11 protein-coding genes and 4 pseudogenes are annotated in these 15,614 nt (G+C 38.3%); 1 reads left to right on the forward strand and 14 read right to left on the reverse strand.

Annotated features, from left to right (window positions below; all coding sequences use genetic code 11):
- Nucleotides 1-31: 31 nt before the first annotated feature.
- From SMA_RS08375 to SMA_RS08420, 9 genes and pseudogenes are all read right to left on the reverse strand, one after another.
- Nucleotides 32-1,018 (reverse strand): annotated as a pseudogene (locus SMA_RS08375) (IS30 family transposase).
- Between the two features lie 124 nt (nucleotides 1,019-1,142).
- A complete protein-coding gene (greA, locus tag SMA_RS08380) occupies nucleotides 1,143-1,625 on the reverse strand; it encodes a transcription elongation factor GreA (protein WP_014295148.1) in 483 nt (160 codons plus the stop codon).
- Nucleotides 1,626-1,708: 83 nt separating this feature from the next.
- The gene (mltG, locus tag SMA_RS08385) at nucleotides 1,709-3,430 is read right to left on the reverse strand and encodes an endolytic transglycosylase MltG (RefSeq protein WP_014295149.1); all 1,722 of its coding nucleotides are present in this window, start codon (nucleotides 3,428-3,430) and stop codon (nucleotides 1,709-1,711) included.
- Between the two features lie 96 nt (nucleotides 3,431-3,526).
- Nucleotides 3,527-3,724: pseudogene (locus SMA_RS08390) on the reverse strand (GNAT family N-acetyltransferase); the annotation flags it as partial.
- A gap of 60 nt (nucleotides 3,725-3,784) precedes the next feature.
- Nucleotides 3,785-5,189, reverse strand: a pseudogene (gene tnpC / locus SMA_RS08400) (IS66 family transposase).
- Complete coding sequence (locus SMA_RS08405; RefSeq protein ID WP_014295151.1) at nucleotides 5,143-5,349, reverse strand: IS66 family transposase; 207 nt, start codon at nucleotides 5,347-5,349, stop codon at nucleotides 5,143-5,145. Before SMA_RS08405 ends, tnpC begins: the two are co-directional and overlap by 47 nt.
- Before the next feature lie 50 nt (nucleotides 5,350-5,399).
- Entirely contained in the window at nucleotides 5,400-5,693 is a 294-nt protein-coding gene (gene tnpB, locus SMA_RS08410; RefSeq protein WP_252562703.1) for an IS66 family insertion sequence element accessory protein TnpB, read from the reverse strand.
- Between the two features lie 37 nt (nucleotides 5,694-5,730).
- A complete protein-coding gene (locus tag SMA_RS08415; RefSeq protein ID WP_014295153.1) occupies nucleotides 5,731-5,916 on the reverse strand; it encodes a hypothetical protein in 186 nt (61 codons plus the stop codon).
- Between the two features lie 81 nt (nucleotides 5,917-5,997).
- Nucleotides 5,998-6,309, reverse strand: a pseudogene (locus SMA_RS08420) (GNAT family N-acetyltransferase); the annotation flags it as partial.
- A gap of 164 nt (nucleotides 6,310-6,473) precedes the next feature.
- Here SMA_RS08420 and SMA_RS08425 point away from each other — a divergent pair.
- Nucleotides 6,474-7,730, forward strand: coding sequence for an ISL3 family transposase (locus SMA_RS08425; protein ID WP_014294295.1), 1,257 nt, complete (start codon nucleotides 6,474-6,476; stop codon nucleotides 7,728-7,730).
- Between the two features lie 54 nt (nucleotides 7,731-7,784).
- Here the strand turns inward: SMA_RS08425 and murC are convergent, their stop codons facing one another.
- From murC to dnaI, 5 genes are all read right to left on the reverse strand, one after another.
- Entirely contained in the window at nucleotides 7,785-9,116 is a 1,332-nt protein-coding gene (gene murC, locus SMA_RS08430) for a UDP-N-acetylmuramate--L-alanine ligase (protein ID WP_014295155.1), read from the reverse strand.
- Between the two features lie 34 nt (nucleotides 9,117-9,150).
- Complete coding sequence (zapJ, locus tag SMA_RS08435; RefSeq protein WP_014295156.1) at nucleotides 9,151-9,747, reverse strand: divisome accessory protein ZapJ; 597 nt, start codon at nucleotides 9,745-9,747, stop codon at nucleotides 9,151-9,153.
- A 268-nt stretch (nucleotides 9,748-10,015) separates the two neighbouring features.
- Complete coding sequence (locus SMA_RS08440) at nucleotides 10,016-13,105, reverse strand: pilus expression-regulating Snf2 family helicase (protein ID WP_014295157.1); 3,090 nt, start codon at nucleotides 13,103-13,105, stop codon at nucleotides 10,016-10,018.
- A 143-nt stretch (nucleotides 13,106-13,248) separates the two neighbouring features.
- Nucleotides 13,249-14,559 (reverse strand): ribosome biogenesis GTPase Der, encoded by a 1,311-nt coding sequence (gene der, locus SMA_RS08445; protein ID WP_014295158.1) that lies wholly within the window; start codon nucleotides 14,557-14,559, stop codon nucleotides 13,249-13,251.
- Between the two features lie 151 nt (nucleotides 14,560-14,710).
- The gene (dnaI, locus tag SMA_RS08450; RefSeq protein WP_014295159.1) at nucleotides 14,711-15,613 is read right to left on the reverse strand and encodes a primosomal protein DnaI; all 903 of its coding nucleotides are present in this window, start codon (nucleotides 15,611-15,613) and stop codon (nucleotides 14,711-14,713) included.
- Between the last annotated feature and the right edge of the window lies 1 nt (nucleotide 15,614).

Below are 15,614 nucleotides of genomic sequence, written 5' to 3' on the forward strand. Positions count from 1 at the left end.
GTTCTTTTTTAATTTTTAACATGGCGAATTGTCAAATTAAGTGCACATTTATCCCATAAAAAACTTCATAAGGTGTTTTCCAGTTTAGACATTTTCGTGGTCTGTTGTTTAATTTATCTTCTCATTCCTGAATAATCAAGTGTTCTACCTCTGTTAAGTCACTTCCTTTAGGAAAATACTCTCGCAATAAGCCATTTGTATTCTCGTTTGTTCCTCGTTGCCAAGGAGCATGAGGATCAGGAAAATAGACTTCGACATTTAGTTTCTCGGTGAGTTCAGGATGTCCTGAGAATTCCTTATCTCTATCAGGAGTCACTGTTTCTTTTGGTAGAGACTCTAACATATTTACCATGGCTTCTATAACCAATTTACTTTTTTTGACAGCTACTTTCTGAATTTTGAGGAAGCGGGAATGCCTATCAGTGAGTGTTACTAGGCAAGCTTTTCCAGTCTTTCCAGCAACAGTATCGGCTTCCCAATCACCTATTCTCGAGCGTTCATTAGCTGCTGTTGGTCTCTCATGAATGGTATGAGAAATAGGAATTTTTCCTCGCTTTTCCACATGGGATTTTATATGGCGTGTTTTACCATGGTGACGAAGTTTGCGAACAACCCTACGAGCCCCATGTGAAAGAGGTGTGTCGTCAAAGTGATCGCGATAGATAGCTCTATAAATGGTTTGATAACTAATGACATGTCTTTCACGTTCTAAACGTAATCGCCCCTTAATTTCTTCTGGTGACCATTGACACTCAAGAAAAAGATGCTTGACGGTCTGACTGAGTTCAGTGTCTATTTCTAATTTCCTTTTTCGCCCACAATGCGATTTAGCGAGATGATAAGCTGTTTGTGCCCTACTAGGCGAATAGTTGCCTTGTTTGGAATGACGTTTTAATTCACGGCTAATACTTGAGGGGTGCCGATGTAATAGTCGTGCTATTTGAGAAAAGGTCATCCCTTTAGTACGATAAATCAGAATACTTTCTAGTTCATCTATGGTAAAATAATGGTAGCTCATAAGATTTCCTTTCGTAAGATGTTTGTTCAATCCTATTTTACTAGAAAATCTTATGAGTTTTTATTGTGCACTTATATTGTAAATTCAAGATTAAGAAAAAGCTCTCTGTGGAGCTTTTAATTTATTAAGCTGTTTTTTCAACACTAACGATTTTAACGTCGTAGCTTCCTGCAGGTGATTCGATAGTAACGATGTCGCCTGTTTTTTTACCGATTAAAGCTTGCGCAATTGGGCTTTCATTAGAAATACGTCCTGAGAAAATATTAGCACTAGCTGCACCAACGATATGGTAAACGTCTCTATCAGTTGTACCAACCTCTTCAACAGTAACAGTTTTACCAATCGCTACTTCATCTTTGGCAACAGCATCGCTGTCAATGATTTCAGCATAGCGAATTTTAGTTTCTAAGATTTGGATTTGTCCTTCAACGAAAGCTTGTTCGTCTTTAGCAGCATCGTATTCTGAGTTTTCAGAAAGGTCACCATATGAACGTGCGATTTTAATACGTTCAACAACTTCTGGACGACGAACTAATTTTAATTCTTCTAATTCTTGTTCGAGTTGTTCTTTTTCAGCAAGGGTCATTGGATAAGTTTTTTCTGCCATTTTCTATCTCTTTTCTAAAAATTTATTTGGATAATCTACAAATACAAACATGATGTGAACCACACCATGTTTGTCAGTATTTATTATTCATCTAATTGACTATTAACATATTTTTTAACATTTGCTTCGTGATCTTCATAGGTTTCTGTGTAATAAACAGTTCCTGTATTCACATCGGCTACAAAATAGTAGTAATCTGTTGAAGCTGGATTAACAGTCGCCTCAATAGCTGATAAGCTTGGACTATCAACTGGACCAGGCATCAAACCAGTATTGGTATAAACATTATACGGTGAATCAATGGATGTGTCAATACTTGCATCCGCTGATAATGTCGTTTCTTCACCAAGTTTGCCCATAGCGTACAAAATAGCAATATTACTTTGAAGAGCCATGTTAGCATTTAAACGGTTGTAAAAGACACTTGCAATATTGCGACGGTCATCATCTGTTGAACCTTCTTTTTCAACTAATGAGGCTAGCGTAAGCACTTCATTGACAGTCATGCCTTTTTCAGAAATCGTATCATAGTAACTGGACATGTACGAATCCATTGTTGAAATCATTTGCTCAACCAAATCTTCCATAGTTGTATCTTCATAGTAACTATAAGTAGCTGGGAAAAGATAACCTTCTAATTGATACGTCACCTCATCTGCACTTGGTAAATTCGCTAATAATTTCGGATATTTTTCAACCATTTTTGAAATGAATGATTCATCTTGAACAACTGACAAAAAGTCATTTGCTGTGAAAGGTGTTGATGAATCATCATCTGCTGTATTTTTCGTAACAGCTTCTGAAATTTGTTTAATAGTATAACCTTCTGTCACCAGAATTTTTCCTAGAGAAGGTTTTTCTGGCCCTGCTGTTCCACCTTGTTTAAGAAGCTTACAGATTTCCTCTAAATCCATACTATCTTGTAGGTTATAGTAGCCACTTTGGAAATTACTATAATTTTTGAACTTTGTATAGTAATTAAAGACCGTTGCGCTCCTGATAACGCCAGCTTTTTCTAGAATTTGTCCGATATATTTGTTCCCCGAACCTTCTGGAATTTCAACGGTAACGTACTCTGTTGATGTGCTATCAAGTGCTCCGACAGCGCTATCAACATAGCGATAAACAAAAAATCCAGTTGCTAACAAAGCAATAATAATAGCTGTTACCAAGAACAAGGCAATGCGTCGTGCCAAACTATCTGTTTTGTGGCGTTTTCTTTTGCGTTTTGTTCCCATGTTTTTCTCCAAGTCTGTATTAGTCTCTGCTGAGCTATTCGCAGCGCTTTCTTCGGCCTGAACATTTTCTTCAGCTTGCATATCGGAATCAGCAATTTGAGAATCATCGCTTGTAATGTCGTCAGGAATATCTGGAATACCAGCAAAACCGACACCATCTGTTGCTCGGACAAGATAACTTTCTTGTTCGTTTTCAGCATTATCCTCTGAATCTGAACCGTTGGGATTGAAAGTTTGATTAATATTTCTCAAAACATCATTAATCTCTTTGTCATCTACCGTCGTTTCAATTTGGTTTTCAGCAAGAGCTGTTTGAGTTTTTTCTTCAAGGCGACGCTTTTCTTCACGAATTTCCACCTCTTGGCGCTCTTTTCGCTCCTCAGCTTCGTATTCTGCCATCAATTCTGCTGTCTTACGCGCAAATTCTTCTGCTTCTTTTTCTTTCTGTTGAAGTTCTAAATCGTGTTGCTTACGCAAACGGTTGGCTTCTTCTAGCTCAGCTAAAATTTGCTCCTTGAAACTTTTTTCTTTTTGAGTTTTTGGCTTATCGTCATTAAATTCGGTCAAAGCTTATCCTCCTAATCTTAGTCAATCGCCATTATAACCTAAAAACAGCGTAAAATCAACTGACGGGGGGGTTGTTATCTATTCTTAATAATATCATCACTCAATCATTGGTGATTCCCAAACCATGTTATACCAACTAGAGCCACCACGGGTAGATTCTGATTCACCTTCATCACTGAAACCATTTCTTTCATAGTAAGAAATTAAATTTTCATGACAAGTAAGTGTAATCCCTGTTCGTTTTTGGGCAATTGCTAAATCTTTCATTGTCGCTAGTAAAGCCATTCCGTAACCGCCCAATAACAAAGTATATTGAAAAAGGCTCCAAAGTCCTGTCGACTCTGGAACCTTTTTCTATTTACAAGCTCTCTTAATGTTTTTGTCCCATGGCAAATAAGCCTCTAGCACCTCTTTTTTTTTGCGAGTGTCTCCTCGTTAGGTAAGTGTTCTAGAAGATAAGTCATATATTTCTCTGCATCTAGTCCATGTCGCTTAGCAGTTTCTAAAAGACTCAGAATGACAGCTGTCGACTTGGCTCCCTCAAAGCTCTGAGAAAACAACCACCTTCGCTTTTTTATTTCAAGGCTCAGGCTGAAATAGTCCACTGGACTGTTTCACTACGGCCCATCACTAATGTCTTCATTGCCCTTTCAGCTATATTATTGGACAGGACTAAGTCACCATCCGAGAGGACGGTTCGGAAGGTAGTTTCGTATTTGAGGCTATTCTCTATTGCAGTGCCCAATTTGGAGCCTGGCAAGACGGCCTGATTGCGACACCAGTCAAAGAATTCGTCCATCAAAGGGGCTAACTCTGTCTGGCGTTTATGTAATCGTTCCTCAGTAGATAAGTCAGCCCAGTCATTCTCCAAGGTAAATAGGCGGTCGCAATAGGCTAAGCCTTTCGCTCCTAAAGAAGTCTTGTCTGTCTTCTTAGGAGTCGCCTCAAAGAACTTTCGTCTAACATGAGCCCAACAGCCAACCAGTTGAGCCTTGTCTAATTGACGATAAGCTGACCACATGTCACAATGAACGTAGCCCGCATAATCCCCAAGAAATTTCTCCACAACCAAGCCACTCCGACGTTTGTCATGATGATAGAGCGTAATTCCCTTTTTCTCGTGCTTCCCAGACAAGAAGATCCAGTAGAAGGTCAACTGGCTATCATTTTCTAAGACCTTGTAGGAGGTTTCATCCGCATGGAGAATAGGCTGCTCTAACAATTTCTCGTGTAACAGGTTATAAATCGGCTCGAAATAATATTGACTAGACTTGATGTGCCAGTTGGCTATTTCCTTCCGACTGATTGGCAAGCCAAGCTTGTTCCAATCCTCTTCCTGACGGTAATTGGGTACCTTCAGATTGAATTTCTGGTGAATGGTGTGGGCGATGATAGAAGCTGAACCCAAGCTATGTGCCAAAGGGGTCTTAGGAACGGGAGCCTTGATAATCTTATCGCTTAGATTCTTCTGACTACATGCCTGACACTTGTAGGCGTGTTGAACATGGTCAATCCGCTTTAATTGTGCGGGAATGAAGACCAATTCTTGTCGTTGAACAGTAGAACCAATCTCTTTCAACTGTCCATGACAGTCTGGACAAGTGCAGTCTTCGCCCTGTAATTCGTGATGAACAATCTCTGGAGTGAACTGACTAAAAATAGCCTGACGAACTCCCTTAGCTTTCTTGCGTTTATAGGTAATCGTTTCTGTTTCAACTGGGTAAGTCAGCTTCTTCTTCAGGCAGGATTTCCTCCCCAAACAAGCTCAGCTGACCGGGTTGATGCACTACCTTCTCTGATGATTTTCCGTAGAGTTTCTGTCTCAGATACTCAACCTGTTCTCGAAGGAGAGTGAGTTCATTAGCCATCATCTCTATCGTTTTTGACTGTGTTTCAATAATTTTTTCTAGTGATGACATAACCAATCTCCTTCTTTTTATCTCATTATACACAAAGAAAAGCCATGTTTTCAATAGAAATCACGACTTTTTGAAACATTTATTTTTGGGATGATAGAAAATCCCTTCATGAGCCAGTCCACCTGCTCGGAAGTTAGAGCCTTGACCTCTTCTTCATTGCTTGGCCAGGTTAATTTTCCATTTTCAAAACGTTTATACAATAACCAAAATCCTTGTCCATCCCAATAAAGAGCCTTGAACCGGTCTTTTCGACCTCCGCAGAAGAGATAGACCTGACCGGAGAAGGGATCCAGATTGAATTGACTTTTGACAAGGTAGGCGAGAGAATCAATCCCTTGACGCATATCCGTTTTCCCGCAAACCAAGTAGACTTGACCTAAATCACTGAGCCGGATTGTCATAGAACAGTACCTTATCCAAGATTGTTTCCAATACCTCTTGGTTGATAGAGTGAAAGAATGTGAGTTCTACTTTTTCGAGACGAATCTTCATCAGAATCTCATTTCTACTTTTCTTTTCAAAGCGTCGCGATTTGGGAACAGTCAATGGGACGATAGGTTGTGACATAAAAAATCCTCCAGTTTGTTTTTTATAACAGTATACTGGAGGAAGGAGTGATTGGATAGATACCTTGTTATTGGGCGGTTACGCCATTCCAATGCCTTGTCCTTTAAAATCTGGAGATACCGAAAGGCTTGTGACTGCAATAAATCCGCCGTTAACTGGATTTGAAATAACCTGATGGAATAAATCATCTGTTAAATAGCGTTGAAAAATGGCAGGTTCTTCAACATAGCCACAAATCTTTCCGTCAATCTCAGCTACTAAAAAAGTATCTGGAATAGTCAGAATGCGTTCCTTCATATCTTTTAGGTTTGCTGCTTCTTCTGCAGAGAAATTCTCGCGTTCAATAGCTATAATATCTTGCAAATCCTCAAGACATACATTCCTTATCATCATAGAATCACCTTCAAAAGAAAAAGAGCTCTTTGCTCCTTTTGGCTCTATAATTTCTGTAGTGGGTAAATCCACTGTAGAGATTATGGAGCCTTTTTTAGTGTAGAAAAAAAGTCCCATATGACCTATAATGAAAAGCGACTAAACTCATATTAGAAAGGGTTCATATGGAACAACTAAATCTTATCACAAATTTTCTCAGAATTAAAGACAAAAATATCACTATCACTGATGAATATAATATGGGGACTCACTTAGAACTCCACGGTCACTTGGACTACACAGCCCCTAAATGCCCAAAATGCAAGGGACAAATGGCTAAGTACGACTACCAGAAAACTTCTAAAATCCCCTACCTAGAAACTGCTGGCTACCCTTTGCTTATCCGTCTTCGAAAGCGTCGTTTCAAGTGTAAAGATTGCGGAAAAATGGCGGTAGCTGAAACTCCTCTTGTCAAGAAAAACCACCAAATCTCTGTCGCTGTTAACCAGAAGATCGCTCAATTACTCATCGAAAATCAAGCAATGCAACAGATTGCACACAGGCTATCTATCTCAACATCGTCAGTTATGAGAAAGCTCAATGAGTTCAAGTTTGAAACGGATTGGAATACCCTACCCGAGGTGATGAGCTGGGACGAGTATGCCTTCAAGAAGGGGAAAATGAGCTTCATCGCTCAAGATTTCGACTCCCTAAATGTCATCGCCATTCTCGACGGAAGAACCCAAGCAACCATCCGAAACCACTTTCTACGCTATCCTAGAAAGGTTAGAAATCGGGTCAAAGTGATTACCATGGATATGTTTAGTCCCTATTATCAACTTGCTAAACAGCTTTTTCCGAATGCAAAAATTGTACTCGATCGCTTTCATATCGTGCAACACCTTAGTCGTGCTATGAACCGTGTCCGTATTCAAATTATGAATCAATTCGACAGAAAATCCCAGGAATACCGAGCCTTGAAACGTTACTGGAAATTGATACAACAAGATAGCCGTAAACTCAGCGATAAACGATTTTATCGTCCTATGTTTCGAATGCATTTGACTAACAAGGAAATCCTAGAAAAACTCCTATCCTACTCAGATGAACTACGACAGCACTATGAACTCTATCAGCTTCTCTTATATCATTTCCAAGAGAAAAACTCAGATCATTTCTTTGACCTCATCGAACAGGAAATAGCCACTGTTAATCCTATTTTCCAGACGGTATTTAAGACATTTTTAAAGGATAAGGACAAGGTTTTAAACGCCATGGAATTGCCTTATTCCAACGCCAAACTGGAAGCTACCAATAATCTCATCAAAGTCATTAAGAGAAATGCCTTTGGTTTCAGGAACTTTGAAAACTTTAAAAAACGGATTTTGATTGCTTTGAACATAAAGAAAGAGAGAGCGAAGTTCGTCCTCTCTAGGTGTTAGCTTTTCATCTACCCACTACAGTTGACAAAGAGCCCTCCTTTTCACCACAGTTTTTTATTGCGTATTATTAGCCAAGTTTGCTAACAATTCTTCAAAAGAACGTTCATACATTTGGATATCACCAGCCCCCATGAAAACATAAACAGCATTATCATGGTCAAGTAATGGTGATACATTTTCAAGACTAATCACCTTAGCTGATTTTTGGATTTTACTAGCCAAATCTTCGACTTTAACGTCACCGTGGTCAACTTCCCGTGCTGAACCATAGATTGGTGCCAAGTAAACAGAATCTGCTTGGTTCAAAGCATCCGCAAAGTCATCCAAAAGGGCAATTGTACGTGTGAATGTGTGTGGTTGGAAAATCGCTACAATTTCCTTGCTTGGATATTTTTGGCGAGCAGCATCAAGTGTCGCAATGATTTCAGTTGGATGGTGTGCAAAATCGTCGATAATAGTCGTGTTATTAATTACTTTTTCAGTAAAACGACGTTTAACCCCTGCAAATGTCTTCATATGCTCTGCTACCAATTTCATATCAATACCAGCGATATAAAGATTGGCAACAACAGCAGTCGCATTCAAAATATTGTGGCGACCAAATGCTGGAAGATGGAATGAACCAAGTTCTTCATCACCGTGTTTCACTTTGAAAGCAGAACCGTTTGTTGTGCGAACAATATCGTAGGCAACAAAGTCATCTGTATCTTTGAATCCATAGTAGTAGATATTAGCGTCTGACGTAATTTTACGAAGATAAGCATCATCACCATACAAGAACAAAGCTTTTTGAACTTGTTTTGCATAATCATTAAAGGCATCAAAAACATCGTCAATGCTCTTGAAATAATCAGGGTGGTCAAAGTCAATATTTGTAATAATAGAATATTCTGGGTGATAAGGCATGAAATGACGTTGGTATTCATCAGACTCAAAAACAAAATAGTTGCTGTTAGCTGACCCACGACCAGTACCATCACCAATCAAATAAGAGGTATCTGTAATATTTTTTAATACATGTGACAATAAACCTGTTGTTGATGTTTTTCCGTGTGCACCTGCAACACCAAAACTTGTGAATTGGCGCATGAAATCACCTAGGAATTCGTGATATCTTTTGAATTTAAAGCCATTATTAACGGCATAGGCAATTTCAACATTATTATCTTCATGGAAAGCATTACCGGCAATTAATTCAACGTCTGATGTGATATTATCTTCAGAAAATGACAAGATTTTAATACCTGCTTGTTCTAAACCACGTTGTGTAAAGTAATATTTACTAACGTCACTCCCTTGAACCTTATGTCCCATTTGGTGCAACATTAAGGCAAGGGCACTCATACCAGACCCTTTAATTCCGATAAAATGATAGGTTTTAGACATTTTTTCTCCTCTATATTAATAACTGCTAGGCAGTTTAATTAGCGTCATCAAAGCGTGTCAAATTTAACTCTTGAGCAACTTTGTGCTCTCTTTGGCTTTGTTGAGCTTCCTTATTGTAAATTTGGCTACATTTCAAGAAATCATAGTTATTTTTCTTTGGTTTTGGTACAGAAGAATTATCTGGCTCTTTATACGTTACGGGAATCTCTGCCAAGATATAGTCCTCTTGATGCATTTTTTCTGTTAGATGACTAAGTTTATTAGTCGGTTTAGCAGGAGCTTTAGGCAGCGTCACCTTTAATTGTTGCTGAAAATTTGCTTTTGACGGCATCTTTTTAACGTCGTTAGATAGGTAAGCTTGACGTTTTTTCTTAATATCTCGTCTTGCTTCATCACGCGCTAATTCCGCATAAGATTTACCTTCGCTAACTGTTTTTATGCGCTCTGCATCGTTTTCTGTCTTGCCAACAAAATTATAGTCTTTAGTAACGTCATCGTAGTCCTTTTCATGATAAGTTCCATGAATATTGGTAATTAAATCTTCGTTTTCGTATAAAGCCATTGCTTTTGGTGGTTTACTTACTGGCACACCATCAGCAACTAAGGGAAAGCGTCTTACAGTTTTACTCACAGCGTCACTTCCTTTCTTAACACACTATGCTAATTAATTATCATCACTCACTAAGAAATCAAGTAAATAGTCACTACCATGACCTGCGTCCTAGTAACTAAAAGCTTCTATCTCTAATCTCATCTCAAAATAGACTGAGAAGCCGAAATTAGTTCAAATCAAGCCCCAACTTTGTAGCATTTTTATTATAAACTAATTCAGGTATTTTTTCAAAGTTTTCATAAAAGAAAGTCAGTCTTTCATCGCTGAAAAACTGACGTTAAGATGATTAATCGACACCTAAAATTTCTTTAATATCTTCAATGGTCATGCTAGCACGTGTTTCATTACCGTCAAGTACCGTTGTTACAAGATTTTTCTTGCTTTCTTGCATCTCTAAAATTTTCTCTTCAATGGTTCCGCGCGTAATCAAACGATAAACTTCGACATTTTCTTTTTGACCAATACGGTGGGCGCGGCTAATGGCTTGCATTTCAACAGCTGGATTCCACCAAAGGTCAATCAAGATAACGGTATCGGCACCAGTCAAGTTAAGTCCTACACCACCTGCTTTCAAAGAAATTAAGAAGGTGTCTTTTGATCCATTATTAAATGCTCGTGTCATTTCTTGACGGACATTCGCTGGTGTTGACCCCGTAATCTTATAGGAGGTTAAGCCAAGCTTTTCCATTTCTTTTTCCGCAATATCAAGCATCCCTCTAAATTGTGAAAAGATAAGAGCACGGTGTCCATTTTCCTTGATTTGTGTCAAAAGAGTGCGAAGGCTGTCTAGTTTGCCACTTTCTCCATTGTAATCCATAAAGAGACTTGGCGTGTCACAAATTTGGCGTAAACGGGTAATTCCTGATAGAATCTCAATCTTACGGCGATTAATATCAGCATCAGATGCTCCTGCAATCGTTTCTTGCATTTGTCGAAGCTGTGCTAAATAAATCGCTTTTTGCTTATGGTCAAGCTCATTAGGATAATTAATTTCTATCAAATCTGGCAATTCTGGAAGAACTTCTTCTTTACGGCGACGCATGATAAATGGCTTAATAAAACGCGCCACTTGCTTAGCTTCCATTTTGAGGAAACGTTTTTTATCTGGCAATAATCCTGGCAAAACAATTTGGAAAATTGACCAGATTTCCAATAATTTATTTTCAATCGGTGTCCCAGAAAGTGCAAAACAATTTTTAACCTCAAATTGGCGCAAATAGTGAGCAATCTTAGTTTGTGTATTTTTCATCACTTGCGCTTCATCCAAAATCAAATAATCAAAATTCAACTGGCTATATTCGTCAAAATCTTGACGGAAAGAGGAATAACTCGTAATCACAACTTGATGATTTTGTGAAATAATATCATCACGCACTGATTTTAAACCGTAAGCCACAACGACATCAATTTCTGGTGCAAAGCGGGTAAATTCATCCTGCCAGTTGTAAATCAAACTTGACGGTGATAGAATCAAAATGCGTGTCTCTGACGTTAATTTAGAGGCTAGAAAAGCAATTGTTTGTAAGGTCTTACCAAGACCCATATCATCTGCTAAAATGCCACCAAAGCCGTAATGATCAAGCATAGATAACCAACGGACACCAGTCACCTGATAATCTCGTAACTGCGTGTTTAAATTTGGAATAGTGACCTCAAAACTTTCTGGGTGTCTCAAATCGTGCGCCAACTGTTCAACTTCTTTTGAAAATATTACACGGTCATTGCCTTGGAATAAATCTGAAATTTGGAACGCTGAAATAGCTTCTAGTTGCAAATGTCCATTTTTCAGCCGTTTAGCTCGTAAATTTTGCAAAGCATTGCTGACACGTTGTGTTTCCTCATCAAAGACAACTAATTTACCAGCGTCATTAACAAAATAAGGTTGATTTTTAAAAAGTGCTTCTAAGGCATCATCAATATCATTTTCAAAAATGGTTGAAAAATCAAAAGAAATATCCAACAAACCACCATTTGTCTGAACAGAAACTTGTGGGTGCTCAAACTGACGCATTTCTTTAAGGTCATCAGACAAGGTTACCTTACCCAAACGTTCCAATTGTTCCAAGGTATTGGTAAAGAAGTCGTACAACTCTTCATTTGCCAATGGTGCATGGTAAGATGAAAACGAGGCAGCAAAACCATTGGCTTCTAAAGTCCTAAACACACGCTCTTCATGCTTAAAATGACTAGCAAATGGTAAGTCTTCAAGTTCACGTTTACTACTGACCTTAACTATACCATAATCAAAAGTCACCTTTAAAGCAATCTCTTGGTATTCATTTAACATTAAATGAAAAGAAGGTACAAAATCATGAATTTCAAAACTTTTCGGAGCTTCAACCACTCCAAGCTCTTTAAAATCAAGTAAACTAGCAGCTAATTTTGCTTGGTCATCCAAATCAAAGAACAGATGCTTCGCTAAATCAGACTCAATCGGCAGGCTACGAACAGCGGCTAAGATTTTTTGTTGCTTCAAATTCAAACCGTAAATTATACCATTTGTGAATAAGAAAGCATTGTCAAAAAGTGGCTGAAATGTTTTTTCTGTAATAACCAGTTCAATTGATTGACGGTGAACAATGACTTTAAATGACAACAACCCTTCTGAGCCATCTAATAGTCTAAAAACCAGTTGCCCATAATTCTGATGATTGTGCTCAAATGAGAAATCATAAAGCTCGTTTAACAATGAAACGCCTTCCTCAAATGTCCCACTTGTCAACGCAAGATTTCGACCGTGATTTGGCAAAATATACTCCAAATCAACACGGTCACTATCTGGCAAAACACGCCATAAAAATTGAATCAAGTCTTGACTAGCTTCATCAAATTGAATCAAAGACAAGGGTTCAAAATAATGTTTCCCAATTTGATAGTAGCCTTCGCTTTTAACAACCGCTAAAAAGGCTTTAATATCTCGGACAACATAAGCACGTTCATCAGGCAAACGATTAATTTTTAACGTCCACCAATAATCTGATGAATAGGGACTCTGACTACCATAAGCTGCTAAACGGTATTTTGTTGTATCGTCATCGTTGATAACCAAGCTGTCCAAAAAGACACTACCAAATGAGGTCACTTTTTTCGTTTCTTGATGAATTTCTTGATGTGAACTAAGTTCATCTGACAACTCTTTGCCTTCCGTGTTATTTTTTAGGAAGTACTCTAGAGCCGCTAAATGCTCACAATATTTTTTCTTGGCAAACAGGTCACAATCACACCTGACCTGTTCATCTTCTAAAGCATACTGAAGATGATGTGCACCAACTTTGGCTTGAATTACTTCTTCTCGTTTACTAACAATATCAACCAAACCTTGTTCGTAAAGTTCTATCCCCTGATTGCGAATTCGACCTGGAATCATTCTACCCATTCTTAGCCACCACCTTTTTCCTTATCCTTTTATTATATCAAATTCAGCCTTCTTTAGCTTGAAAAAATAATCCTTTTGATTTTATTTTTAGCCATATTTTCCAAATGCAGCAAAAAAAGCACCGTTTGTGGTGCTTTTAAATCTTATTTGCGTTTGCGGGCAATCAAATTGATTGGTGTGCCTTCAAAACCGAAAGCTGCACGGATTTGATTTTCCAAGAAACGCATATATGAGAAGTGCATGAGTTCTTCTTCGTTAACAAAGATAACAAACGTTGGTGGTTTAACAGAAACTTGTGTGCCGTAGAAGATTTTCAACCGTTTCCCTTTATCTGTTGGTGTTGGGTTGATAGCAATGGCATCCATGATAACATCATTAAGCACAGCTGATGGAATACGTTTGTTTTGGCTTGCGCTAATTTTCTTAATCATATCAGGTAATTTGTTCAAGCGTTGTTTTGTCGCCGCTGAAACAAAGATAATTGGTGCATATGACAAGAATTGGAATTGGTCACGAATGTCTTCTTCCCATCTTGCAACTGTATGATTATCTTTTTCAATCGTATCCCACTTGTTAACAACGATAATGATTCCTTTACCAGCTTCGTGAGCAAATCCTGCAATACGTTTATCGTACTCACGAATTCCTTCTTCGGCATTGATAACCATAAGAACGATATCTGAACGGTCAATGGCACGCATTGAACGCATTACTGAATATTTTTCAGTATTTTCATAAACCTTACCAGATTTACGCATACCTGCGGTGTCAATCATTGTGTATTCTTGACCTTCGCTATCAGTAAAGTTTGTGTCAATAGCATCACGTGTTGTCCCTGCAATTGGGCTTGCAATCACACGTTCTTCACCAAGAATCGCGTTTATCAAACTTGATTTACCAACATTTGGACGACCAATCAAACTGAATTTGATAATATCTGGATTTTCGTCTTCTTCTTCAACAGGCAGATTTTCAACGATAGCATCCAAGACATCCCCCGTACCAATCCCATGAACAGATGACACCGGGTATGGATCCCCAAGACCAAGTGAGTAAAAGTCGTAAATATCACTACGCATTTCAGGGTTGTCAACTTTATTGACCACTAAAATCACTGGTTTATTAGTACGATACAAGATTTTTGAAACATATTCATCAGCATCTGTAACGCCTTCTTTTCCTGAAACCACAAACACGATAACATCTGCTTCAGTCATCGCAATGTTTGCTTGTTGTTTGATTTGTTCCATAAATGGCGCATCAACGTCATCAATACCACCAGTATCAATCAATGAAAACTTGCGGTTAAGCCATTCACCTGTTGTGTAAATGCGGTCGCGTGTAACACCTTCGACATCTTCCACAATTGAAATGCGCTCACCTGCGATACGGTTAAACAAAGTCGATTTTCCAACATTTGGACGCCCGACAATAGCAACAGTAGGTAAAACCATAATTCCTCTAGTACCAGCTTCGTTAAAACAGTCTCAACTATTTTAAGTGGATTTTTCCACACGAAAGACATTTTGATTTCTCAAAAATGCCTTTGTCGAATTTATTCCTTTCAAATTCTTTTATCTATTTATCACTTTTAATGATTTACGATTAGCGACGATTATTGCCTTGCAGATGAATTTCACGAGCCAAATAACGAATACGCTCCATGACACGCTTTGCTTGCCACGTTTCATCACCCGAGCGTGATGCTGCAAAGTGTTCTTCAAGTCCTTTAAAATCAAGATTTGATGTAAAGAATGTCAAGAGATTTTCTTGCATTCGATATTGCAAAATAACCTGCAAAACATCATCACGAATCCATGGACTTTGTTGTTCTGCTCCAATATCATCAAGAACTAAAATTTCAGATTGTTTGATTTGGTCAATTTGCTCTTTCACTGTTCCTGTATTGATAGCATTTTTAATATCAACACAGAAAGTTGGAAAATGAAGCAAGGTCGTTGACTTGCCGTACTTGGCAGATAAACGATTTGCTAGATAAGCCATCAAATAAGACTTCCCAACACCAAAATTTCCAAAAACATAAAGCCCTTTTTGAGTTCCTGTCTCAAGATTTTTTTGATAATCGTTCAAATAATTGTAAATTTCAATACGATTTGGGTCTCCTAAATCAAGATCATCTGTTGCAATGTGTTTGAGACTAGCTGGCAAGCCAATCAAAGTCACACGATTTTTAATATCTTGACGTTTTTTAGCCTCAACTAATTCGCGTGTTTCCAAATAAATGACATCTGCATAGCCCTCATTCATGCTAAGAGCAGGCTTGTACCCTTTAGCAATATAGGATTCATCCTGATTTTGAAATTTTTCACGCTCCACCATGAATTGATTAAACTTAGGTAGGCTACGGTTAATTTGCTCCTGAGTCAAGCCATTTGACGTGATAAAATCAGCAATTTCCTTATCTGCTAAAATAACTTGGGTCAATTCATTAAGGTCTGTGCGACTTTGGCGAAGCTGTTTAGCCAAGGTTTGTCCGATTTTTTCCATC

The organism is Streptococcus macedonicus ACA-DC 198, from assembly GCA_000283635.1.
GTDB lineage: Bacteria > Bacillota > Bacilli > Lactobacillales > Streptococcaceae > Streptococcus > Streptococcus macedonicus.

Bases quoted from the DNA above. Each gene is read 5' to 3' on its own strand.
- greA (WP_014295148.1), bottom strand. From the start codon at position 1,625: ATGGCAGAAAAAACTTATCCAATGACCCTTGCTGAAAAAGAACAACTC.
- SMA_RS08405 (WP_014295151.1), bottom strand. From the start codon at position 5,349: ATGTCATCACTAGAAAAAATTATTGAAACACAGTCAAAAACGATAGAG.
- tnpB (WP_252562703.1), bottom strand. From the start codon at position 5,693: ATGCGTCAAGGGATTGATTCTCTCGCCTACCTTGTCAAAAGTCAATTC.
- SMA_RS08415 (WP_014295153.1), bottom strand. From the start codon at position 5,916: ATGTCACAACCTATCGTCCCATTGACTGTTCCCAAATCGCGACGCTTT.
- SMA_RS08425 (WP_014294295.1), top strand. From the start codon at position 6,474: ATGGAACAACTAAATCTTATCACAAATTTTCTCAGAATTAAAGACAAA.
- murC (WP_014295155.1), bottom strand. From the start codon at position 9,116: ATGTCTAAAACCTATCATTTTATCGGAATTAAAGGGTCTGGTATGAGT.
- SMA_RS08440 (WP_014295157.1), bottom strand. From the start codon at position 13,105: ATGGGTAGAATGATTCCAGGTCGAATTCGCAATCAGGGGATAGAACTT.
- der (WP_014295158.1), bottom strand. From the start codon at position 14,559: ATGGTTTTACCTACTGTTGCTATTGTCGGGCGTCCAAATGTTGGAAAA.
- dnaI (WP_014295159.1), bottom strand. From the start codon at position 15,613: ATGGAAAAAATCGGACAAACCTTGGCTAAACAGCTTCGCCAAAGTCGC.